The organism is Pseudomonas sp. FYR_5 (assembly GCF_043106315.1).
GTDB lineage: Bacteria > Pseudomonadota > Gammaproteobacteria > Pseudomonadales > Pseudomonadaceae > Aquipseudomonas > Aquipseudomonas putida_Y.
In genome coordinates this window covers 32,386-53,234 of sequence record NZ_JBICMK010000055.1, presented here as the reverse complement: position 1 = coordinate 53,234, position 20,849 = coordinate 32,386, and the positions used below count along the sequence as shown (strand labels likewise).

Here is a 20,849-nt window from a genome sequence, read left to right as displayed (position 1 = left end):
TAACCAGTGCAGACTGTCACGGGAACGATTTGGACTAATTCGGTCAAACCCTGTGCCCCGAACCCCGCGCCAGGTCATCAAAGAACTGCCCGAGCCATTCGGGTTGAGACTTGGAAGCCACTGTCACAGGATTCAGGATGCTTGAACTCGTTGCCGCGTTTATTTGCCTCACCACCCTTCTTACCTATGTCAATTACCGCTTCATCGGCCTGCCCCCCGCTATCGGCGTGATGGTTACGGCGCTGCTGTTTTCCCTGATATTGCAAGGCCTGAGCGTTATCGGCTTCCCTGGCCTGGAAGAACGCGTCGAAGGGCTGATGAACCAGATCGACTTCAACGACCTGCTCATGCACTGGATGCTGGCGTTCCTGCTGTTTGCCGGCGCCCTGCACGTCAACCTCAGCGACCTGCGCAGCTACCGCTGGCCGATTGGCCTGCTGGCCACCTTGGGCGTGCTGATCGCCACCGTGGTCATCGGCTACCTGGCGCATTGGGTGTTTGCCCTGTTCGGCTGGCAGGTGCCACTGATCTACTGCCTGCTGTTCGGTGCACTGATCTCACCGACCGACCCGATTGCCGTACTTGGCGCGCTGCGTACTGCCAATGCGCCCAAACCGCTTAAAACCACCATCGTCGGCGAGTCACTGTTCAACGACGGTACGGCAGTCGTGGTATTCACCGTGCTGCTGGGCATCATCCGGCTGGGTGAAACACCGAGCATGACCGACACGGCGATCCTGTTCGCCCGCGAGGCCATTGGCGGTGCGGTGTTCGGTGGCCTGATCGGCTATGCCACCTACCGCATGATCAAGAGCGTCGAGCAGTATCAGGTGGAAGTCATGCTGACCCTGGCGCTGGTGATCGGTGGTTCGGCAATGTGCTACGAGCTGCATGTGTCGGCGCCGATCGCCATGGTGGTGGCCGGCCTGATCATCGGCAACCTGGGGCGCAACCTGGCGATGAATGACATGACCCGCCGTTACATGGACGGTTTCTGGGAACTGATCGACGACATGCTCAATGCCCTGCTGTTCGCATTGATCGGTCTGGAGCTGTTGCTGCTGCCGTTCAACTGGATGCACCTGGCGGCTGGCGGCGTACTGGCACTGGCAGTGCTGCTGTCGCGCCTGCTGACCGTGGCTCCGGCGATCGTGCTGCTGCGGCGCTGGCGTCCGGTGCCCAAAGGCACGGTGCGGGTGCTGACCTGGGGGGGCCTGCGCGGTGGCGTGTCGGTGGCACTTGCGCTGTCGCTACCGCTGGGCGAGGAACGGGACCTGCTGCTGTCGATCACCTACATCGTGGTGTTGTCGTCGATTCTGGTGCAGGGGTTGAGCATTGGGCGGGTGGTACGCAAGGTCAGCGCCCAGCCTTGAGAATGCCGGGGCCGCTTTGCGGCCCATTCGCGGGTGAACCCGCTCCTACGGGATCGCGTCCCCCTGTAGGAGCGGGTTCACCCGCGAAGAGGCCGGCACAGACAACCAGGAACTATTCGACTGCCGAATCCGGGAACTGGTCCTGCACGTACTTGATCTCGGTGCGCCCATGGGCTGCCGGCAAGCCATCCTCACCCAGGTTGACGAACACCATCTTGTCGACAGTCAGAATGCTCTTGCGGGTGATCTTGTTACGCACTTCGCACTTGAGGGTGATCGAGGTGCGGCCGAACTCGATGGCTGTAATGCCCAGCTCGATGATGTCGCCCTGGCGCGAAGCACTGACGAAGTTGATTTCCGACATGTACTTGGTCACCACACGCTGGTTGCCCAGCTGGACGATGGCGTAGATCGCCGCCTCTTCATCGATCCAACGCAACAGGCTGCCACCGAACAGGGTGCCATTGGGGTTGAGGTCTTCGGGTTTAACCCACTTGCGGGTGTGAAAGTTCATCTGTACTCCTGACCTGCTTGGCTAACGTGTAGCAATGATGGCAGAGCGGCTGCCTTCGCTCCATTGAACATCGACTATCGTCGCGATTAATCGACGGAAAACCTTGGGCAAGCCGACGGGGGCAGCTATAATCTGCGCCGTTTTACATGGTTGCCCACAGCGGTGCCATGCCCGCCACCTGTCCGAGGGGCGCTGCAGCAGGCTAGGCCTGTCAGGCTCGGATGGGGCGTTGCTCGCTCCCGCGAGCGCTTAACGCACAACGGCGCCCATTCGCACATTACGAATGGAGGCTCTCATGAGCGCTGCAAACATGCCTGCTGGTTTTACCGATTACAAAGTCGCCGACATCTCCCTGGCCGCCTGGGGCCGTCGCGAAACCATCATTGCCGAATCGGAAATGCCTGCGCTGATGGGCCTGCGTCGCAAGTACCTGGCCGAGCAACCGCTCAAGGGTGCAAAGATCCTGGGCTGCATCCACATGACCATCCAGACCGCCGTGCTGATCGAAACCCTGGTTGCCCTGGGTGCCGAAGTGCGCTGGTCGTCCTGCAACATCTTCTCGACTCAAGACCAGGCCGCCGCCTCGATCGCCGCCGCCGGTATCCCGGTGTTCGCCTGGAAAGGTGAAACCGAAGAAGAGTACGAGTGGTGCCTGGAGCAGACCATCCTGAAAGATGGCCAGCCATGGGACGCCAACATGATCCTCGACGACGGTGGTGACCTGACCGAACTGCTGCACAAGAAGTACCCGCAGGTACTGGACCGCGTGCACGGCGTGACCGAAGAGACCACCACCGGCGTGCACCGCCTGCTGGACATGCTGGCCAAGGGCGAGCTGAAAGTCCCGGCGATCAACGTCAACGACTCGGTCACCAAGAGCAAGAACGACAACAAGTACGGCTGCCGTCACAGCCTGAACGACGCCATCAAGCGTGGTACCGACCACCTGCTGTCGGGCAAGCAGGCCCTGGTGATCGGCTACGGTGACGTGGGCAAGGGCTCGGCCCAGTCCCTGCGCCAGGAAGGCATGATCGTCAAGGTCTCCGAAATTGACCCGATCTGCGCCATGCAAGCCTGCATGGACGGCTTCGAGCTGGTCTCGCCGTTCATCGACGGTATCAACGACGGCACCGAAGCCAGCATCGACAAGGCCCTGCTGGGCAAGATCGACCTGATCGTGACCACCACCGGTAACGTCAACGTCTGCGACGCCAACATGCTCAAGGCCCTGAAAAAGCGTGCCGTAGTCTGCAACATCGGCCACTTCGACAACGAAATCGACACCGCCTTCATGCGCAAGAACTGGGCCTGGGAAGAGGTCAAGCCGCAGGTTCACAAGATCCACCGTACCGGCGCTGGCAGCTTCGACCCGCAAAACGACGACTACCTGATCCTGCTGGCCGAAGGCCGCCTGGTCAACCTGGGCAACGCCACTGGCCACCCAAGCCGCATCATGGACGGTTCGTTCGCCAACCAGGTTCTGGCACAGATCTTCCTGTTCGAGCAGAAGTTCGCTGACCTGCCGGCCGAAAAGAAAGCCGAGCGCCTGACCGTTGAAGTGCTGCCGAAGAAACTCGACGAAGAAGTGGCCCTGGAAATGGTCCGCGGCTTCGGCGGCGTGGTCACCCAGCTGACCAAGCAGCAAGCCGACTACATCGGCGTGACCGTCGAAGGCCCGTTCAAGCCGCACGCCTACCGCTACTAAGCGGCAAGCTTGGAGCTGCAAGCGGCAAGCAAAGGCGGTCCGCGCCATTGCCACTTGCAGCTCCGGAAACACAGATCTTGAACGACGCCCAAGCCAGACCGGCCATCACCGATCTGGCTTTTACTTGCAGCTTGCCGCAAGACGCTTGTTGCCAGAGGAACGCCTGATGTCACAAGAACGCCGCTACAGTTTCGAGTTCTTCCCGACCAAGACCGACGCCGGTCACGAAAAGCTGATGGGCGTTGCCCGCCAGCTGGCCACCTATAACCCGGACTTCTTCTCCTGCACCTACGGTGCCGGTGGCTCGACCCGCGACCGCACGCTCAATACCGTGCTGCAGCTGGAAAGCGAAGTGAAGATCCCTGCCGCGCCGCACCTGTCGTGCGTGGGCGATACCAAGGCCGAATTGCGCGCCCTGCTGGCCGAGTACAAGGCCGCCGGCATCAAACGCATCGTCGCTCTGCGTGGCGACCTGCCGTCGGGCATGGGCATGGCCAGTGGTGAACTGCGCTACGCCAGTGAGCTGGTCGAATTCATCCGCCAGGAAACCGCTGACCACTTCTACCTGGAAGTCGCTGCCTACCCGGAAATGCACCCGCAGGCGCGCAACTTCGAGGCCGACCTGGCCAACTTTGTGCACAAGGTCAAGGCCGGTGCCGACAGCGCCATCACCCAGTACTTCTTCAACGCCGACAGCTACTTCTACTTCGTCGAGCGCGCACAGAAGCTGGGCGTGGACATTCCGGTGGTACCGGGCATCATGCCGATCACCAACTACAGCAAGCTGGCCCGCTTCTCCGATGCCTGTGGCGCCGAGATCCCGCGCTGGATCCGCAAGCAGCTGGAGGCCTATGCCGACGACACCGCCAGCATCCAGGCCTTCGGCGAAGAAGTGATTACCCGCATGTGCGAACAGCTGTTGCAAGGCGGCGCACCGGGCCTGCACTTCTATACCTTGAACCAGGCCGAACCGAGCCTGGCGATCTGGAACAACCTGAAGCTGCCGCGCTGAAATCTTTTGGCAAAGTCTGCTTAAGAAATGCTTAAGGCTTTGGTCATAGACTAAAGCCTTATTCATTTTCGGGTTAAACAGGTCTTGCCTGCCATGCAGCGTCCCCAACCTTCGCGCCCACAGCTTGTATATCTGGCTTTCGGCCCGGCAACCTACCATCAGGAAGCCTGCTTCAGCATCGTCAGCGCCCTCGCCCAGTTGGGCAGTGCAGCCGGCGAGGCCATGGACATCCAGGTTTACACCGACACTGCGCAGCCCTACGCCAAGCTGCCCGTCACCGTCCACTTGCTGGACGAGGCCACGCGCCAGGCATGGAACGCCCCGCACGGTTATCACTTTCGCAGCAAGCATGTGCTGTTGCGCCGGGTACTGCAGGAACACCCACTGGCAGTGCTGATCGACACAGACACCTTTTTCCGCACTTCGCCGCTGCATCTGTTCGCCCGTGTGGCGCCCAACCGCCTGCTGTGCAACGCCATCGGCGCGCGCTACGGCGCTGACCAGAAGTGCCTGTTGTACAAGAACCTGCTGGCCATTCTCGAGTCCCGGGGACTGGCCGACTGCCAGATGCCGCTCGTCAACTCCGGCGTTATCGGCCTCACTGCCGAGGACTGCGGCACCCTCGACCGCTCCATCGCCATGATGGACGAATTCTACCCCTTGGCGCGTGAGGCCTATACCCTTGAGGAGTTCTGCCTGGCAGTGGCGGCCAACCGCAACCTGGAGCTGGCCGAGTGCACCGATGTCATCCATCACTACTGGAGCCGCAAGGCGCAGTTCCGCGCCAAGATCCAGGCCTGGCTGCGCAAGCACGACCACGACCCACTCAGCCCCTCGGCCCTGGCGGACGTTGCGCGGGTCAACGACCAACTGCCGCGGCCACCAACCCTGCACCGTCTGGGTTACAAGGCGCTGAGCCTGACCCTGCCCAGCCACGAGCGCCAGTTTGCCCGCGAATTGCTCTATGGCTGCTACCCCTACCCCAATGAGTTCGACCGCGCCTGCGCGTCCGCCTGGTGGGACAAGGCTCTGGAAAACCTCTACGACCGCCATGGCTACATGGAGCCCGAGCGGCTGCGTCAGTGCCTGCGCCATCCAGGGTTGCGGCTATCGCTGGGCGAGCGGCGCAAGGATATCGAGGCGCATCTGCTGCGAACCACTCAATCCTGATGTGCCCGCAAAATTCATTGTCTTGCGCGGTTGTGGGAGCGGGCGTGCCCGCGAAGAGCGCAACCCGATAGTTGGCACCGGCTTCGCCGGTGTTCGTGGGCACGCCCGCTCCCGCATCGATCGTGCATGCCTTTACCGTACACCGGCCGAACGCGTAATCTCCGGCCATGCCACATATCGCCCGTCTGTTCTGGATCCTGCTGCTCGCCAGCCTGAGCCCGTTGGCTCTGGGCGAGCGACTGCGTCTGGTGACCGATGACTGGGCGCCCTACGTGTATCAGCATGAAGGCCAGCCACGCGGTATCGACTACGAGGTTACCACTCAGGTCTTCAAGCGCCTGGGGGTCGAGGTGGAATGGCAGTTCCTGCCGTGGAAGCGCTGCCTGGCGATGGTCGAGCAAGGTTTGGCCGACGGTATCCTCGACATCTTCATGATCGAGTCGCGCCAGCCCTACCTGGTATATGCCCCCGAGCCCATGTCGGAGGTCGAATTCGTCTTGTTTCAGGCTCATGCACGTCGCCATGCGGTCACCCAGCTGAAAGACCTTTCTGGCCTTACCGTCGGCACATCGCCCGGCTATACCTATGGCACCGCGTTCAGCGAGGCCTCTTACTTCAAGCGCGAAGCCGCGCCTACCCTCGAAGCCAACTTCGGCAAGCTGATGCTGGGCCGCATCGATCTGGCGATCACCGATCGCAGGGTTGGCCATTACCTGCTTCACCAACTTGGCTTGCAGCGGCAAGTCGAAGAGTTGCCGCTGGTAGTAAGCCATCAGTCACAGTACCTGGGTTTAGTGCGCAAACCCGGCCGGGAGGCACTGGCTCTGGCCTTTGCCGAAGAGCTGCAGCGGTTCAAGCAGGAACCGGCCTATGCAGCGATCAGCAACCGCTACACAAGCGACACCGGAAACATTCTCAACGCCGTTGAGCAGCAGGAAAGCAGCACAGCGCGATAGCTCTGTTATACTCGGGCCTTCCCGCCCGGCTCACGCCCGGACGCTCGGCCTCGCAACAGGCATCCCGATCGGCACCGACGCTCCTTTGCGTCCAGCCTCCGTTTCCCGGATGTGCAGTGAAAGCCCAGCTGGACCGGACGCGATCGCATTCCACCGATGCCCGTCGCGCCAGGCAGAACATCCCAACGGGCCCAGCCCACACGAGAACAGGATCGCCCATGTCCTTTGCTTCCCTCGGTCTCTCCGAGGCTCTTGTCCGCGCTATCGAGGCTGCGGGCTACACCCAGCCGACCCCCGTGCAACAGCGGGCAATTCCCGCCGTGTTGCAAGGCCGCGACCTGATGGTTGCCGCACAGACAGGTACGGGTAAAACCGGCGGCTTCGCCCTGCCGATTCTCGAGCGCCTGTTCCCGGCCGGCCATCCCGACAAATCACAGCGCCACGGCCCGCGCCAGCCTCGCGTTCTGGTCCTGACACCGACCCGCGAACTGGCAGCCCAGGTGCATGACAGTTTCAAGGTCTATGCCCGTGACCTGCCACTGGTCAGCGCCTGCATCTTCGGCGGCGTTGGCATGAACCCGCAGATCCAGGCCATTGCCAAAGGCGTTGATGTGCTGGTCGCCTGCCCAGGCCGCCTGCTTGACCTCGCCGGCCAAGGCAAGGTCGACCTGGCCCACGTGGAAATCCTGGTACTGGATGAAGCCGATCGCATGCTCGACATGGGCTTCATCCACGACGTCAAGAAGGTCCTCGCCCGCCTGCCGGCCAAGCGCCAGAACCTGCTCTTCTCGGCCACCTTCTCCAAGGACATCACCGACCTCGCCGACAAGCTCCTGCACAACCCGGAGCGTATCGAGGTCACCCCGCCGAACACCACCGTCGAGCGTATCGAGCAGCGGGTATATCGCCTGCCTGCCAGCCACAAGCGTGCCTTGCTGGCGCACCTGATCACCCTGGGCGCCTGGGAACAGGTGTTGGTGTTCACCCGAACCAAGCATGGCGCCAACCGCCTGGCCGAGTACCTGGAAAAGCAAGGCCTGACCGCCGCCGCGATCCACGGCAACAAGAGCCAGAACGCCCGCACCAAGGCGCTGGCCGACTTCAAGGCCAACAGCGTGCGCGTACTGGTCGCCACCGACATCGCTGCCCGCGGCCTGGACATCGACCAGTTGCCCCATGTTGTCAACTTCGAGCTGCCGAATGTCGAGGAAGACTACGTCCACCGCATCGGCCGTACCGGCCGTGCCGGTCGTTCGGGCGAAGCTATTTCCCTGGTCGCGCCAGATGAAGAGAAGCTGCTCAAGAGCATCGAGCGGGTGACCAAGCAGCGCATCGCGGATGGCGACCTGATGGGCTTCGACGCCAGCCAGGTAGAAGCCGAGAAGCCCGAAGCACGCGAGCGCCCGCAGAATAACGGCCGCGGTGGCCGCAACCAGCAAGCCCGTGGCGAAGGTGGTAAAGACACCAACGGCGGCCGCAAGGACAAAGGCAAGGACAAAGGCAAAGCCAGGCAGCAAGCTGCGGCCAAGCCGGACGACAAGGAAAAGAGCGGCGACAAGCAGCAACCGCGCAAGCCGCGTGACAAGAAACCACGCCCGCAGCAGGCCAGCAATAACAGCGTGCCGAAGCCGCCGGCAGACCGCGACCCGGAAGAGTTCCTGGACGACGAACTCGATAACTTCGGTAACCGCGCCGACTATGTCAGCCCTTACCAGGGCAAGAACCAGGGCCGCAACCGCCGCCCGGGGGGTGCTGGCCAAGGTCAGGGGCAAGGCAATGGCCAACGCAGCAACGCTGGCGGCCAGGGCCAAGCCCGCAATGGCGGCCAGCCACGCAGTGGTGGCGGAGAAAAACGCCCGCCCCGCGCCAACAACGGTGGCGGTACCCGTCGTGATGGCGGCGGTGGCCGTGGTCGCCCTGCGCGTGACGATGCTGCCCGGCAAGAGCCGGCCTTGCGCAACCCGCGTCAGCCGGAAAAACAGCCAGTGATCATTCGCAAGGAGTCCAAGCTGGACCGCTTCCCGACGCCTGAGCAACTGGATGACCTGCCAAGCCGCCCACGTGGTGAGCGCCCGGCGCTGCTGACCCGCAAGGGCTGATGGAAATGCCGAGGGGGCTGCTTCGCAGCCCTATCGCGACACAAGGCCGCTCCTGCAGAGATCAAGAAATTCTCTACAGGAGCGGCCTTGTGTCGCGATAGGGCCGCAAAGCGGCCCCCTCGGTCTTCAGCTGGCAGAAATTACTTCTGCTTCACACCTTCAACACTGATATCCAGGTCCAGGGTCTGCGAAGTGGCACCTGGGCCTTTGATGCCGAAGTCGTTCAGGTTCAGCGTGGTGGTGGCGTTGAAGCCAGCGCGTTCACCACCCCATGGGTCCTTGCCTTCACCGTTGAAGGTAGCCTTGAACGTCACCGGCTTGGTGACACCGTGCATGGTCAGGTCGCCAGTCACGTCAGCCGTCTTGTCGCCAGTCGACTTGACGCTGGTGGAGACGAATTTGGCGTCTGGGTACTTCTTCACGTCGAGGAAGTCGGCGCTGGCGATGTGCTTGTCACGCTCGGCGTGGTTCGACCACAGGCTGGCGGTTTTCAAGTCGACGCTAATCTTGCTGGCTTCAGGCTTGGCGCTGTCCCAGCTGAAATTGCCGTCGAAATCCTTGAAGGTACCGTGGATGAAGCTGTAGCCCAGGTGGCTGATTTTCCAGTCAACGAACGCGTGCTGGCCTTCCTTGTCAATCTTGTACTCGGCAGCCATGACCTGGCCAGCAGAGAGCAGAGCGGTACCGAGCGCCAGAGCGGCAAAAGTCTTTTTCAACATCCTGTTCCTTCCTGTGTAATTGAGGTTGAGAGTCAAGCTTTGCGGCCCAGCATGCGAATCAGGGTCGCGTCACGGTCGATGAAATGGTGCTTGAGCGCGGCAAGGGCATGCAGCACGGCGAAAATCACCAAGCCCCAGGCCAGCCACAAATGAACCACACCCGCCACATCTGCCTGGTCGGGCAGGTCGCTGATCAGTGCCGGCACTTCGAACAGGCCAAACACCGGAATGCCGACCCCGTCGGCAGTGGAAATCAGGTAACCGGCAACCATCACCGCAAACAGCCCAAAGTACAGGACCAGGTGACCCAACTTGGCCGCCAGGCGAGTGAGTGCACCATGATTGACCGGAGCCGGTGGTGGCGGGCTGATGAAACGCCAGAGCATTCGCAGCAGCATCACCGCCAGCAGCACCAGGCCGATACTCTTGTGCAGGTCCGGGCCGGCCTTGCGCCAGGGGCTGTAGTAGTCGAGGCCGACCATCCACAGGCCCAGGCCAAACAGGCCGAAGACTGCCAGCGCCACACCCCAGTGCAGGATGATGCTGACCACGCCATAGCGAGAAGGTGAATTGCGCAGTTGCATGTTGCGTGTTTCCCCGTGAAAGCTGTGCACAGACTAACGCGAAACGTATCGAAGAAAAGCGGAAAAAATTGCTTCGGATTATCGAGGAATCCGATATTTATTCTGTTGGCTCACCATTAAGAAAACATTAACGATAGTCGGAGCGCTGGGGTTGCAGTGCCGGCCTTCAGGCTGCAAACAGGCCGACACTGTCGAACAATCAGCCAGCCTTGGCCTGGGTATTGGCTGCAGCCTTCACCTCGGGCGTGTCCGCCCCACCAAACACGCGCTTGAAGAAGCCTGGCTTGTCCTGCTTCGCCTCCTCGGACGGCTTCGGCTCAGCTTTGACCGGCGCCTTGTCAGCCTTGTCGCCCTTGTCGGACGAACCGCCGAACATATTGGAGAAGAACCCTCCTTTGCTCTCCTTGGCGGCCGCCGCACCTGCCGTCGCCGCAACCGGCGCCGCCTTGGCCGGGTCGAACGACTTGCCGGCCAACAGGTCCTGTACCTGGCTGGCCGCACGCTGGCCACTGCGCAGGGCGCCTTCCAAAGTGCCGGGGTACAGGGCATCGGTGTGCTCACCGGCAAAGGCAATGCGCTGCACCGGGCGCTCCCAAAGGCGCCAGTACTTGCTGATCTGCCCCGGGCCGTAGGCCAGGTAGGCACCACCTGTGCCCACGTCAGCACTGTATCGTTTGACCTCGTAACCGGTGAAAGCACCACGGGCCTGGGGGTAGAACGCATGCAGACGGATCAGCACCTGGTCGACCATCTGCTTGTCACCAAAGGCCTGCAGCAGACGAGCGTTGTCGCCGGACAGGTTGATCACCACGTTGGCCCCCCCCTTGAGCGCCGGCTCGACCCACAGCATGCCGAGGCCGGCGTTACTGAAGATTTCGCCCGACATGCGTGCACGGCTTTCCCATACGGGTTTCTTGAACTTGAGCATGATCTGGTCGCGCCAACCATAGTTGGTGCCCTTGAGCGCCGCCAGGTGCTGGCTGTCCAGGCCAGGGGTCATCTGGATCCTGGCCAGCGCGCGCAAAGGCACGGCCATGACCAGATAATCTGCCTTGTAGCCGACGCTGCCGACTTTTACCGTAACACCATCCTTGTCCTGGACAATCGCGGTAACCGGCGATCTGGTCTTGATGGTTTTCAGCTGCTTGACGAAAGCCTGAGCCAGCACCGGGCTGCCACCGGGCAGCCGCGCGGCGCGCAGGTCGCGGTCGCTGACGCCGCGGTACACGCGGTTCTGCTGGGCGAAGTACAGCAGCGACAGGCGCGACGGTTCATCGTAGCGGGTACGGATTTGCTGGTTGATCAACTGACGGGCGGTGGCCGGCAGTTGCAGCTTGTTCAGCCAGGTGGAGACGTTGATCTGGTCCAGGGCGAACAGCGTGCTGGTTGCCTGCGGGTTCAGCGGGTCATCGATCGAGCGGGCCAGGTCATCGAGGGTTTTCTCGTAACGCTTGAGCGCCTCGGCAGTGGCCGGTTGCTTGGTGGCCAGGTCGCTGGCGCTGAAGTACTCGCCGTCGATCAGGTAACCCGGGGTACGCACAAACTCCGGCGCCGGCAGTGTTTCAAGCTTGAAACGGTTGAGGTACTGGTTAAGCACCGGCTGTGCCTTGGCGTTGCCGATCCACTCGCTGGTGGCCAGGCCCGAACGCCCGCCCATGCCCGCCTTGGCCTCCAGCAGGGTCACCTGCCAGCCTTTGTTCTGCAGCTCGTAGGCTGCCGTCAGGCCTGCCAGGCCTCCCCCCACGACAATCGCCGTGGGCGTCTTGTCTTTCGCCAGCGCAGCGCCGCTGGACACACCAATCAATATCAACGCGCACAGACGCACCCAAGCAGCAGCCATGTCGGCGAACTCCGAGTCAGAGGTTACAGAAACGGGGAGAGGCAGGAATGCCCCGGGTAGATGCGTTAAGAATACGTCAGGTCCGACCACCCTGCCAGCGCAGTGACATCAAGTCCTTTTGGCAGCTCACATTTTTGTCAGTCGCTAGGCCACACAGTGGCAGGGGAGCTCTGCATGATCTTGGTGACTTTGCACAGCCTCAGGCCTGAGCCTCCGCTCCGGCAACACATCCTGGAGGGCTTTGCTCCATGCAAGGCAGCAAGCTCGAATGGACCGGCACCCACCCCATTGAACGGCAGCGGTTGTCCTGCCCTGCGGCATTGCTTAGGCTTACGCGGTCGAACCACGCCGCAAAGCCAGGAGAAGTGCCCATGGGCCTCAATGATCAGTGGATGCAACGCGACCTCAAGGTCCTGTGGCACCCCTGCACCCAGATGAAAGACCACGAGCAGCTGCCGCTGATCCCGATCAAGCGCGGCGAAGGCGTGTGGCTGGAAGACTTCGAGGGCAAACGCTACCTGGATGCGGTGAGCAGCTGGTGGGTCAACGTGTTCGGCCATGCCAACCCGCGCATCAACCAGCGCATCAAGGACCAGGTCGACCAGCTCGAACACGTGATCCTGGCCGGCTTCAGTCATCAGCCCGTGATCGAGCTGTCCGAGCGCCTGGTCGCCATGACCCCGGCCGGCCTCGACCGGGTGTTCTATGCCGACAATGGCTCGTCGTGCATCGAAGTGGCGCTGAAGATGAGCTTCCACTACTGGCAGAACATCGGCAAACCGGACAAGAAGCGCTTCGTCACCCTGACCAACAGCTACCACGGCGAAACCATTGCCGCCATGTCGGTGGGTGATGTGCCGCTGTTCACCGAAACCTACAAGGCACTGCTGCTCGACACCCTCAAGGTGCCAAGCCCTGACTGTTACCTGCGCCCCGAGGGCATGAGCTGGGAAGAGCACTCGCGCAACATGTTCCAGGCCATGGAGCAGACCCTGGCCGAACACCATGCCTCGATCAGCGCCGTGATCGTCGAGCCACTGATACAGGGTGCCGGTGGCATGCGCATGTACCACCCGGTGTACCTCAAGCTGTTGCGCGAAGCCTGCGACCGCTACGACGTGCACCTGATCCACGACGAAATCGCCGTAGGCTTCGGCCGCACCGGCACGATGTTCGCCTGCGAGCAAGCCGGCATCCGCCCGGACTTCCTGTGCCTGTCCAAGGCCCTGACTGGCGGCTACCTGCCGCTGGCCGCCTGCCTGACCACCGACAAGGTGTACCAGGCGTTCTACGACGATTACCCGACACTGCGCGCATTCCTGCACTCGCACAGCTACACCGGCAACCCGCTGGCGTGCGCTGCGGCGCTGGCAACCCTGGATATCTTCGAGCAGGACAATGTGATCGAGGCCAACAAAGCGTTGGCCAAGCGCATGGCCACAGCCACTGCACACCTGGCCGATCATGCTCACGTTGCAGAAATTCGCCAGACCGGCATGGCCCTGGCCATCGAAATGGTTCAGGACAAGGCAGGCAAGGTTGCCTATCCCTGGCAGGAGCGCCGTGGCCTGAAGGTGTTCGAGCACGCCCTGACCCGCGGCGCTCTGCTGCGACCGCTGGGCAGCGTGGTGTACTTCCTGCCGCCGTACGTGATCACCCCCGAGCAGATCGACTTCCTTGGCGAAGTGGCCAGCGAAGGCATCGATATCGCCACCCGCGACAGCGTCAGTGTCGCAGTGCCGGCCAACTTCCACCCCGATTTCCGCGACCCGGGCTAGGCCCGGCAATTCGCCACACCACTTTTCCTGTGGGAGCGGGCGAGCCCGCGAACAAGGGCGAAGCCCTTGCCAGGCACCGCGGCGCCTGATTCGCGGGCACGCCCGCTCCCACAGGGGATCTGCGTCTCTCTATTTACCGAGCAAACCCATGAGACTGTCCCGCTTCTTCATCGACGCCCCCCTGAGCCTTGGCGAGCACGACCTGCCCGAGGCCCAGGCCCATTACATTGGCCGCGTGCTGCGCATGGCACCCGGCGACGCCGTGCAGCTGTTCGATGGCAGCGGCCAGGAATACCGTGGTCAGTTGCTCGAGGTGGGCAAGAAAACTGTCCGCGTCAGCCTTGACCAGGCCTTTGCCGGCCAGGCCGATTCACCGCTGCATGTGCACCTGGGCCAGGGCCTTTCCCGTGGCGAGCGCATGGACTGGGCGATCCAGAAGGCCACCGAGCTTGGTGCCAACGAAATCACCCCGATCGTCAGCGAGCGCTGCGAAGTGCGCCTGAAAGACGAGCGCGCCGACAAGCGCCTGGCCCACTGGCGCCAAGTGGCGATCAGCGCCTGTGAACAATGCGGGCGTTCTACCTTGCCCGTCATCCACCCGCCCGTGACCCTGGCCGAATGGTTGAGCAGCACCAAGGCTGACCTGAAACTGGTCCTGCACCCGGTGGCCGAGCCGCTCACCAGCCATGAAAAGCCCGCCACCCTGGCCTTCGTGATCGGCCCTGAAGGCGGCCTTAGCGAGGCCGAAGTGGAGCAGGCCAAAGCCGCCGGCTTCCACGCAGCCCGCCTTGGCCCACGCGTGCTGCGCACCGAGACCGCGCCAGTGGTGGCGCTGTCGGTGGCACAGCAGTTGTGGGGCGATTTTTAATTAGCGTACGTAGAGCGACACCGCCACGAAGTGCATCAGACTGCCAGCGATCACGAACAGGTGCCAGATGCCATGCCAGTGACGGAAGCGGCTGTCGAAGGCGAAGAAGATGATGCCGACGGTGTAGAACACGCCGCCGGCAGCCAGCCAGGCGAAGCCGGCAGTGCCCAGCGAGTTCAGCAGTGGCTTGACGGCCACCAGCACGATCCAGCCCATTACCGCGTAGATGATGATCGAGAGGATCCGCGCCTCGGAGCGCGGCTTGATCTCTTGCAACATGCCGATGATCGCCAGCCCCCAGACCACGCCGAACAGGCTCCATCCCCATGGGCCGCGCAGGCTGACCAGGCAAAACGGCGTGTAGCTGCCGGCAATCAGCAGATAGATCGACAGGTGGTCGAGCTTGCGCATGATCACTTTCGCCCGCCCACGGGTGCTGTGGTACAGGGTGGAGATGCTGTACAGCAACAGCAGCGTGCCGCCGTAGATGGAGAAGCTGACGATCTTCCACGGGTCGCCTTGCAGGCCCGCAACCACGATCAGCCAGATGGCACCAATAGCAGCGAGGACGGCACCGACCAGGTGGGTCCAGGCGTTGAAGCGTTCACCGTAATACATGCAAACACAGACCTCCTGAGGTGGGCTGGGTTCCTGATGTGATGTTGATGGCTTCGTTCTTTGTGGGAGCGGCCTTGTGTCGCGAAAGGGGCGCGAAGCGGCCCCAGGCTTTCATTGCCACGGCATGAACCGCCGGGGCTGCTGCGCAGCCCATCGCGACACAAGGCCGCTCCCACTCCAGACCACCAGACCCTGCGCCTCACATCCTAACCAAGGTCAGGTTGCAGCTCCGCGTCACGCACCAAGCGTTCAAGCGCGACCAGGTCCGGCACCCGCGCCACCTGCTCACCCACCTGCACCGCCGCCAGCTCCAACCTGCCCAGCGCCACATCCACGTAGTTAAGCTGACTGTCGAGCTTGCACGATCGCGGAATGCCCTGCAGCAACAGCGCCAGGTACCGCAAACCGGTATCGCCCAAGGCATTGAGCACCACCACGCGCGCCCGCTCCCCGCACGGCGTCTCACCACCACACGCCGCCTCGAAGCCGATCAACGGCAGGCGTTGCTGGCGCCAGTCGATCCACCCCAGGTGCCAGGCGGGGTCGCCGTGCTGGCACACCAGGTTACGCTGCCCACTCAACTCGGCCACCGCCACGTTGGGCAACACCAGCGTGCGGTCCCCCATCGGCAGCAACAGCCCGGTCAGGCTACTGCGCTGGCCGGAAATCAATTCAAGCATGGGTTTGGCTCCAATGGGCAATGCTCTGCAACAGCAGCGATTCCTGGTACGGCTTTCCCAGGTATTCGTTGACGCCGATGGCCATGGCGCGGTCCCGGTGCTTCTGCCCGGTGCGTGAGGTGATCATGATAATCGGCAAGTCTTTGAGCCGTGCGTCACGGCGGATGCGTGTGGCCACCTCGAAGCCGTCCATCCGCGGCATCTCGATGTCCAGCAATAACACGTCGGGCCGGTGCTCTTCCAGCAGGGCCATGGCATCGACGCCATCCTTGGCCGTGAGCACGCTCATGCCGTGGCGCTCCAGCAGGCGGCTGGTCACCTTGCGTACGGTCACCGAATCGTCCACCACCATCACCAGCAAGGCACGGCGCGGTGCCGGGCCAAGCAACTGGCGTTGGCTGCCGCCACCGGGCAGGCGGGCCAGCCGTCGCTGCTGGCCGCGCAGCTGGCCCAGCAGGTCAAGAATCAGTACCACCCGGCCATCGCCTAGCAGTGTCGCCCCCGATAGCCCGGCAACCGCAGCAAACTGCGGCCCCAGGCTTTTCACCACGATCTCGCGGCTGGGCGACAGGCTATCGGCCTGGATGGCGAACGACTGCTCCTTGGAATGCACCAACAGCACCGGCAACGGTACGCTCTGCCCCAGCAGCGCCGGGCGCGGCAGGCCTTGCAGCAATTCACCCAGGTAGCGCAGCTCGTATTCGTGGCCGGCATACACATAGCGGGGCGAGTCCAGCTGGTAGCACGCCGCAAGTTCGGCAGGTGGCACGCGGACGATGCCCTCGATGGTATTGAGCGGAATGGCGTATTGCTCTTCGCCCAGGTGCACCATCAGCGCACGGTTGATCGACACGGTGAACGGCAGGCGGATCAGAAAGCGCGCCCCTTTGCCCTGTGCCGACTCGATACTCATCGAGCCCCCCAGTTGCTTGACCTCCTCGTGCACCACATCCATGCCCAGCCCGCGCCCGGAAATCTGGGTGATCTTTTCGGCGGTGGAAAAGCCTGGCCGCAGGATGAACTGCAGGATCTCGTGGTCACTCAACTGCGCCTGCGGGTCCAGCAGGCCGCGCTTGATAGCCTTGTGCCGCACCGCTTCCAGTGGCACGCCGGCACCATCATCCGTCATTTCGATGACGATATCGGCGCCTTCATGCAGCAAATTCAGGTGAATGGTGCCCTGCTCCGGTTTGCCGGCGGCCAGGCGCATTGCGCGGCTTTCCAGGCCGTGGTCAACGGCATTGCGCAGCATATGCTCCAGCGGCGCCACCATACGCTCCAGCACGCTGCGGTCCAGTTCACCCTCGGCATTGCCAACTACCAATTCCACCTGCTTGCCCAACTCGCTGGCCACCTGACGCACCACGCGCTGCAAGCGCGGCACCAGCCGTTCGAACGGCACCATCAGGGTGGCGGTCAGGCCCTCCTGCAACTGGCTGTTCACCCGCGCCTGCTGTTGCAGCAGGCTGTACGCCTCCTGAGCACGCTGAGCCAGGGTTTCCTTCAGATCCAGCAGGTCCGAGGCAGACTCGAAGAGGGCCCGTGACAGCTGCTGCAGCTGGGAGTGGCGGTCCATTTCCAGAGGGTCGAAGTCGTCATAGGCATCGCCTTCGAACTGCTGCCGGCTGGAGATTCGTCCCTGGGTCTCGACATCCAGACGCAGCAACTGATCGCGCATGCGCTCGAGTGTGGTTTCCATCTCGTTGAGGGCGAACTGCGCGTCGTTGACCTGCTGCTCGATGCGCCCACGGATGATCGAGTGCTCGCCGGCCAGGTTACCCAGGTCGTCGAGCAGCTCGGCGTCGACCTTGACCATGTCACCCGGTGCCCGCTCTGGCGCTGCTGCCGGTGCTTCGGCGGTTGCAGCTTCTGGCGGTCCCTGGCCCGCGGCACTGTCTGTCAGTGCCGCACTGCTGAAGTTGCGAATGTAGTCGATCAGCGCCGTAGCGGCATGCAACGGCTGCCCCAGGCGGACGGCGTCAAGCATATGCGCCAATCGGTCGTGGCAGTTCTGCAGCAGGGCGAACAGTGGCGCGCTTGGCGGCAATCTGCCGGCAGCCAACAGCTCGTAGAGAAACTCCAGTTCGTGGGCCAGGTCACCGATCGGGGTAATTTCGACCATGCGCGCCACGCCCTTGAGGGTGTGCAGGTCGCGCATCAGGTTGTCCACCTCGACGCTGCTGCGCGGGTCGGCCTGCCATCGTGCCAAGGCCGCCGCGGCGCTTTCGACGATGTCCGAGCTTTCTTCCAGGAACACTTCCAGCAGCTCTTCGCCGGGGCTTTCCGGCGCCTCGGCAAGCGGCCCGGCCACCTCCGGTTGCAACGGCGGGTGTGGCAACCCCAGGGTATCGGACAGGTCCATGTCCGGGTGCAGTGGTGTGACCGTATCGATGCCCACCAGGCCGGTGGCATCTGGCGCCAGGGCCTGGTCCAGCAGGTTGCGCAGGCTGTCGACCAGCTCCGGGCGCGGCGGAATATCCTGCCCGGCCGCCACTTCGTCGAGCATGTCCAGCAGGGTCTCATGGGCCCGCTGCGCCTGGCTGAAGAAGCGGGCATCGGCAGGCAGGCTGCCCTCCTCCACAGCGCCATACAAGTCCAGCAACGCCTCGCACACCTCATCCATCTGCCACAGGTCGGCCAGATGCGCGGCATGCCCCAGGGTGGTCATCTGGTCGAGCAGGTTATCCAGTGCGTCACGCTGGGCGGGCTGTTGCTGCCAACGCGACAACAACGTCTCTGCATCGAGCAGAATGTCCATGGCCTGCGCCAGGAAGCTGGCGACCAACTGCGGATCATGCTTGCGGCGGCCGGCATGGTGCGGGTCTTCATGCAGGCTGGCCAGGCGGCCGTCCACTGCCTGGCCGACCTGTTCGATCAGTTCCGCGGCGCCGGGGATGGCGGCCAGTGGCGTGCTATCGAGTTGCGCCAAGCCCAGATGGAACAACGAGCGCGCAGCTTCCAGCCACTCCATCTCGGCCATTTGCAGTGGCAGTTGATGCCCCTTGTACTCACGGGCCAGGCGGTCGAAGGCAGTGGCCAGTTCAGCGACCGGCATCACCCCGGCCATGGCGGCACTGCCTTTGAGCGTGTGCAAGGCACGCTGCAAGTCATCGCTGACCGGCGTGTCGTGGCCACCGGCGCTTTGCAGATAAACCTCAAGACTGGCCAGATGCCCCTGCGCCTCGGTGCGAAAAATGCCCAGCAACTGCGGATCGAGGCCATCGACACCGGTAGCCGCCGGGGCATCGTTTTCGGCCAGGCTGTGCAGGTGCCCGGCCAATTGCTCGATTTCAGTCAGTTGCGGCAGTTGGCCGGCAGCAAAGTCGGCCAGCAGGTCAGGCAGGTGGACGAACACCTGCTGCAGCGCTACAACCCCTTCCGGGCTGAGCACGCTGCGGCCCTCGAGTACCCGGTTCAGCAGGTGCTCGGCGCCCCAGGCCAGTTCAGCCACCGCCTCTGCATGTACCATGCGGCCGCTGCCTTTGAGTGTATGCAGCGCGCGACGCACTTCGCCCAGTGCCTCGCGTTGCTGGTTGTCGGCACGCCAGCGCAACCAGTGGCGCTCGATTTCCGGCAGCAGTTCGCCCGCCTCGTCCAGGAACACTTCACGAAGCTCGTCATCGATGCCATCGCCACTGCCGTCCTGGTCTGGGTTGGCCCCGACCACCGCGCACGGCACACCCAGTGCCGCCAAGCTGGCCCGTGCCATCTCGATAAAGGGTTGGCCATCGGCCAGCGGGTCGGCCGCCCGCCATTGCAGGTAGCATTCGGCAGCACTCAGTGCCTCGGCCAAGTGCGTCAGCTCATCAATCGGCGGCTCTTCCTCCAGGTGCTGCAACCCACGCTGCACATAGCTTGCGCAGCCGACAAACAGCTCGGCCACGGCGGGCAGCATCAACATGGCCAGCGCCCCGCGGATCTGCTGCAACAGCCCCGGCAAGGGCTGCAGGCGTTGCCGGGGCCAGTCGGACTCCAGGTAATCGCCGATCAGATCCTTGGCCTGCTGCAACACGTTCAGCGACTCATTCAGCACCAACTGGCGTATCTCAGCCAGGTCCGAGCCCGGCAAATTGCCTTGGCCGTTTTCCTCCAAAGGGCCGACCATGCCGTTCAGGGAGGCTTCCACGTACAACAGAGCCCCCGCCACATCCATCAACACCGCGTCGTCCACCGCCCGCTCGCCCTGAGCCAATGCCTGCAACGCCAGCACCTGGTCGATGATCACCCGCCGCGGTTGCTGAAAGCCCAGAACCGCCAGGGTGTCAGCCACGTGGCGCAACGGGGCCAGCAGCGCATCGAGCTGCTCGCGGTGCTGACGGTCGCCGCGCCCGAACTGGTCCAGGCGCTCCTTGATGCGCATCAAGTCATCGCACAGTGCAGTCACCACCGAACGCAGCGCATCGCGCCCCGACCCGGCCTGCAGTTGGTCACGCCAGTTGCCCAGCGACAAGTCGAGGTTGGCAAGGTCATCGTCACCCGCGAAGCGTTGGGCGGCACCGGTCATCAGGCTGGCCTGGGCCAGCGGTTCCTCCCCACGGCAGGCACGCAGCTGGTTGAGCAACGGCAGCATCACCAGCGGCAGGTCGTGGCGGGCACCGCGCAACCGCTCCAGGTACGAGGGCAACTGCTCCAGGCCGCGGAACAATGCACCCAGGCAATCACCCCGGGGGCTGACCTGGCCATCGGCCAAAGCCTTGGCAAACAGCTCCAGCTCCTCGGCCAGGCGCGTGGCGCCGCGCAGTTCGAGCATGCGCAGGCAGCCGTGCACCTGATGCAGGTTGTCGACCACGAAAGCCATCATCGAAAGGTCGCCCGTCTCGCCGGCAAAGCGCTCCAGCGCCTGCCTTGCCTGGCCCAGGCAATCGAGAATGGCGGCCTTGGTCCAGGCCAGTGCCACTGTTTCGTGACGCTCGGGGCTTACTGCAGACGCCAT

Annotated in this window: 14 protein-coding genes, 1 pseudogene and 1 riboswitch; of the genes and pseudogenes, 8 read left to right on the top strand and 7 right to left on the bottom strand. The window is 63.1% G+C overall.

Going from position 1 to position 20,849, the window contains the following annotated elements; translation table 11 throughout:
• The first annotated feature begins 137 nt into the window (after positions 1 to 137).
• Complete coding sequence (locus tag ACF8RA_RS08460; RefSeq protein ID WP_176683079.1) at positions 138 to 1,373, top strand: sodium:proton antiporter; 1,236 nt, start codon at positions 138 to 140, stop codon at positions 1,371 to 1,373.
• 112 nt (positions 1,374 to 1,485) lie between these two features.
• Here ACF8RA_RS08460 and ACF8RA_RS08455 read toward each other — a convergent pair whose 3' ends face one another.
• Positions 1,486 to 1,887, bottom strand: coding sequence for an acyl-CoA thioesterase (locus ACF8RA_RS08455; RefSeq protein ID WP_176683078.1), 402 nt, complete (start codon positions 1,885 to 1,887; stop codon positions 1,486 to 1,488).
• Between the two features lie 178 nt (positions 1,888 to 2,065).
• Positions 2,066 to 2,162: riboswitch (S-adenosyl-L-homocysteine riboswitch) on the top strand.
• Positions 2,163 to 2,182: 20 nt separating this feature from the next.
• On the opposite strand from ACF8RA_RS08455, the gene ahcY reads away from it, so the two are divergent.
• The 5 genes from ahcY (at position 2,183) to ACF8RA_RS08430 (ending at position 8,829) form a co-directional block, all read left to right on the top strand.
• Positions 2,183 to 3,592, top strand: coding sequence for an adenosylhomocysteinase (ahcY, locus tag ACF8RA_RS08450; protein ID WP_021783768.1), 1,410 nt, complete (start codon positions 2,183 to 2,185; stop codon positions 3,590 to 3,592).
• A gap of 166 nt (positions 3,593 to 3,758) precedes the next feature.
• Positions 3,759 to 4,604 carry a methylenetetrahydrofolate reductase [NAD(P)H] gene (metF, locus tag ACF8RA_RS08445; protein WP_176683076.1) on the top strand — a complete coding sequence of 282 codons (846 nt, stop codon included), beginning with the start codon at positions 3,759 to 3,761 and terminating at the stop codon, positions 4,602 to 4,604.
• Between the two features lie 93 nt (positions 4,605 to 4,697).
• Positions 4,698 to 5,774 carry a hypothetical protein gene (locus ACF8RA_RS08440; RefSeq protein ID WP_392519041.1) on the top strand — a complete coding sequence of 359 codons (1,077 nt, stop codon included), beginning with the start codon at positions 4,698 to 4,700 and terminating at the stop codon, positions 5,772 to 5,774.
• A gap of 167 nt (positions 5,775 to 5,941) precedes the next feature.
• A complete protein-coding gene (locus tag ACF8RA_RS08435; protein ID WP_176683074.1) occupies positions 5,942 to 6,730 on the top strand; it encodes an ABC transporter substrate-binding protein in 789 nt (262 codons plus the stop codon).
• Positions 6,731 to 6,948: 218 nt separating this feature from the next.
• Positions 6,949 to 8,829, top strand: coding sequence for a DEAD/DEAH box helicase (locus ACF8RA_RS08430; RefSeq protein WP_339444130.1), 1,881 nt, complete (start codon positions 6,949 to 6,951; stop codon positions 8,827 to 8,829).
• 140 nt (positions 8,830 to 8,969) lie between these two features.
• Here ACF8RA_RS08430 and ACF8RA_RS08425 read toward each other — a convergent pair whose 3' ends face one another.
• The 3 genes and pseudogenes from ACF8RA_RS08425 to ACF8RA_RS08415 form a co-directional block, all read right to left on the bottom strand.
• Positions 8,970 to 9,548 (bottom strand): YceI family protein, encoded by a 579-nt coding sequence (locus ACF8RA_RS08425; RefSeq protein WP_339444129.1) that lies wholly within the window; start codon positions 9,546 to 9,548, stop codon positions 8,970 to 8,972.
• A gap of 32 nt (positions 9,549 to 9,580) precedes the next feature.
• Positions 9,581 to 10,132, bottom strand: a complete 552-nt coding sequence (locus ACF8RA_RS08420) for a cytochrome b (protein ID WP_176683072.1) — start codon at positions 10,130 to 10,132, stop codon at positions 9,581 to 9,583.
• A 208-nt stretch (positions 10,133 to 10,340) separates the two neighbouring features.
• Positions 10,341 to 11,972: pseudogene (locus tag ACF8RA_RS08415) on the bottom strand (flavin monoamine oxidase family protein); the annotation flags it as partial.
• A 371-nt stretch (positions 11,973 to 12,343) separates the two neighbouring features.
• Between ACF8RA_RS08415 and ACF8RA_RS08410 the strand changes: the two are divergent.
• Positions 12,344 to 13,750, top strand: coding sequence for an adenosylmethionine--8-amino-7-oxononanoate transaminase (locus tag ACF8RA_RS08410; protein ID WP_176683071.1), 1,407 nt, complete (start codon positions 12,344 to 12,346; stop codon positions 13,748 to 13,750).
• A gap of 148 nt (positions 13,751 to 13,898) precedes the next feature.
• Positions 13,899 to 14,618: a 16S rRNA (uracil(1498)-N(3))-methyltransferase gene (locus ACF8RA_RS08405; protein ID WP_019436737.1), complete on the top strand. Its 720-nt coding sequence runs from the start codon at positions 13,899 to 13,901 to the stop codon at positions 14,616 to 14,618.
• On the opposite strand, the gene ACF8RA_RS08400 is transcribed toward ACF8RA_RS08405, so the two are convergent.
• The 3 genes from ACF8RA_RS08400 to ACF8RA_RS08390 form a co-directional block, all read right to left on the bottom strand.
• On the bottom strand, positions 14,619 to 15,236 hold the full coding sequence (locus ACF8RA_RS08400; protein ID WP_019436736.1) for a hemolysin III family protein: 618 nt from the start codon (positions 15,234 to 15,236) through the stop codon (positions 14,619 to 14,621). It abuts the gene before it with no gap.
• Between the two features lie 206 nt (positions 15,237 to 15,442).
• Complete coding sequence (locus tag ACF8RA_RS08395; protein ID WP_176683070.1) at positions 15,443 to 15,916, bottom strand: chemotaxis protein CheW; 474 nt, start codon at positions 15,914 to 15,916, stop codon at positions 15,443 to 15,445.
• A complete protein-coding gene (locus tag ACF8RA_RS08390; protein WP_392519036.1) occupies positions 15,909 to 20,849 on the bottom strand; it encodes an Hpt domain-containing protein in 4,941 nt (1,646 codons plus the stop codon). The genes ACF8RA_RS08395 and ACF8RA_RS08390 overlap by 8 nt, the downstream gene beginning before the upstream one ends.

Excerpts from the sequence above, each read along its gene's own strand:
- ACF8RA_RS08435 (WP_176683074.1), top strand. The coding sequence starts at position 5,942 with ATGCCACATATCGCCCGTCTGTTCTGGATCCTGCTGCTCGCCAGCCTG.
- ACF8RA_RS08405 (WP_019436737.1), top strand. The coding sequence starts at position 13,899 with ATGAGACTGTCCCGCTTCTTCATCGACGCCCCCCTGAGCCTTGGCGAG.
- ACF8RA_RS08430 (WP_339444130.1), top strand. The coding sequence starts at position 6,949 with ATGTCCTTTGCTTCCCTCGGTCTCTCCGAGGCTCTTGTCCGCGCTATC.
- ahcY (WP_021783768.1), top strand. The coding sequence starts at position 2,183 with ATGAGCGCTGCAAACATGCCTGCTGGTTTTACCGATTACAAAGTCGCC.
- ACF8RA_RS08390 (WP_392519036.1), bottom strand. The coding sequence starts at position 20,849 with ATGGCGTCTGCAGTAAGCCCCGAGCGTCACGAAACAGTGGCACTGGCC.
- ACF8RA_RS08460 (WP_176683079.1), top strand. The coding sequence starts at position 138 with ATGCTTGAACTCGTTGCCGCGTTTATTTGCCTCACCACCCTTCTTACC.
- ACF8RA_RS08410 (WP_176683071.1), top strand. The coding sequence starts at position 12,344 with ATGGGCCTCAATGATCAGTGGATGCAACGCGACCTCAAGGTCCTGTGG.
- ACF8RA_RS08395 (WP_176683070.1), bottom strand. The coding sequence starts at position 15,916 with ATGCTTGAATTGATTTCCGGCCAGCGCAGTAGCCTGACCGGGCTGTTG.
- ACF8RA_RS08455 (WP_176683078.1), bottom strand. The coding sequence starts at position 1,887 with ATGAACTTTCACACCCGCAAGTGGGTTAAACCCGAAGACCTCAACCCC.
- ACF8RA_RS08440 (WP_392519041.1), top strand. The coding sequence starts at position 4,698 with ATGCAGCGTCCCCAACCTTCGCGCCCACAGCTTGTATATCTGGCTTTC.
- metF (WP_176683076.1), top strand. The coding sequence starts at position 3,759 with ATGTCACAAGAACGCCGCTACAGTTTCGAGTTCTTCCCGACCAAGACC.
- ACF8RA_RS08425 (WP_339444129.1), bottom strand. The coding sequence starts at position 9,548 with ATGTTGAAAAAGACTTTTGCCGCTCTGGCGCTCGGTACCGCTCTGCTC.
- ACF8RA_RS08420 (WP_176683072.1), bottom strand. The coding sequence starts at position 10,132 with ATGCAACTGCGCAATTCACCTTCTCGCTATGGCGTGGTCAGCATCATC.
- ACF8RA_RS08400 (WP_019436736.1), bottom strand. The coding sequence starts at position 15,236 with ATGTATTACGGTGAACGCTTCAACGCCTGGACCCACCTGGTCGGTGCC.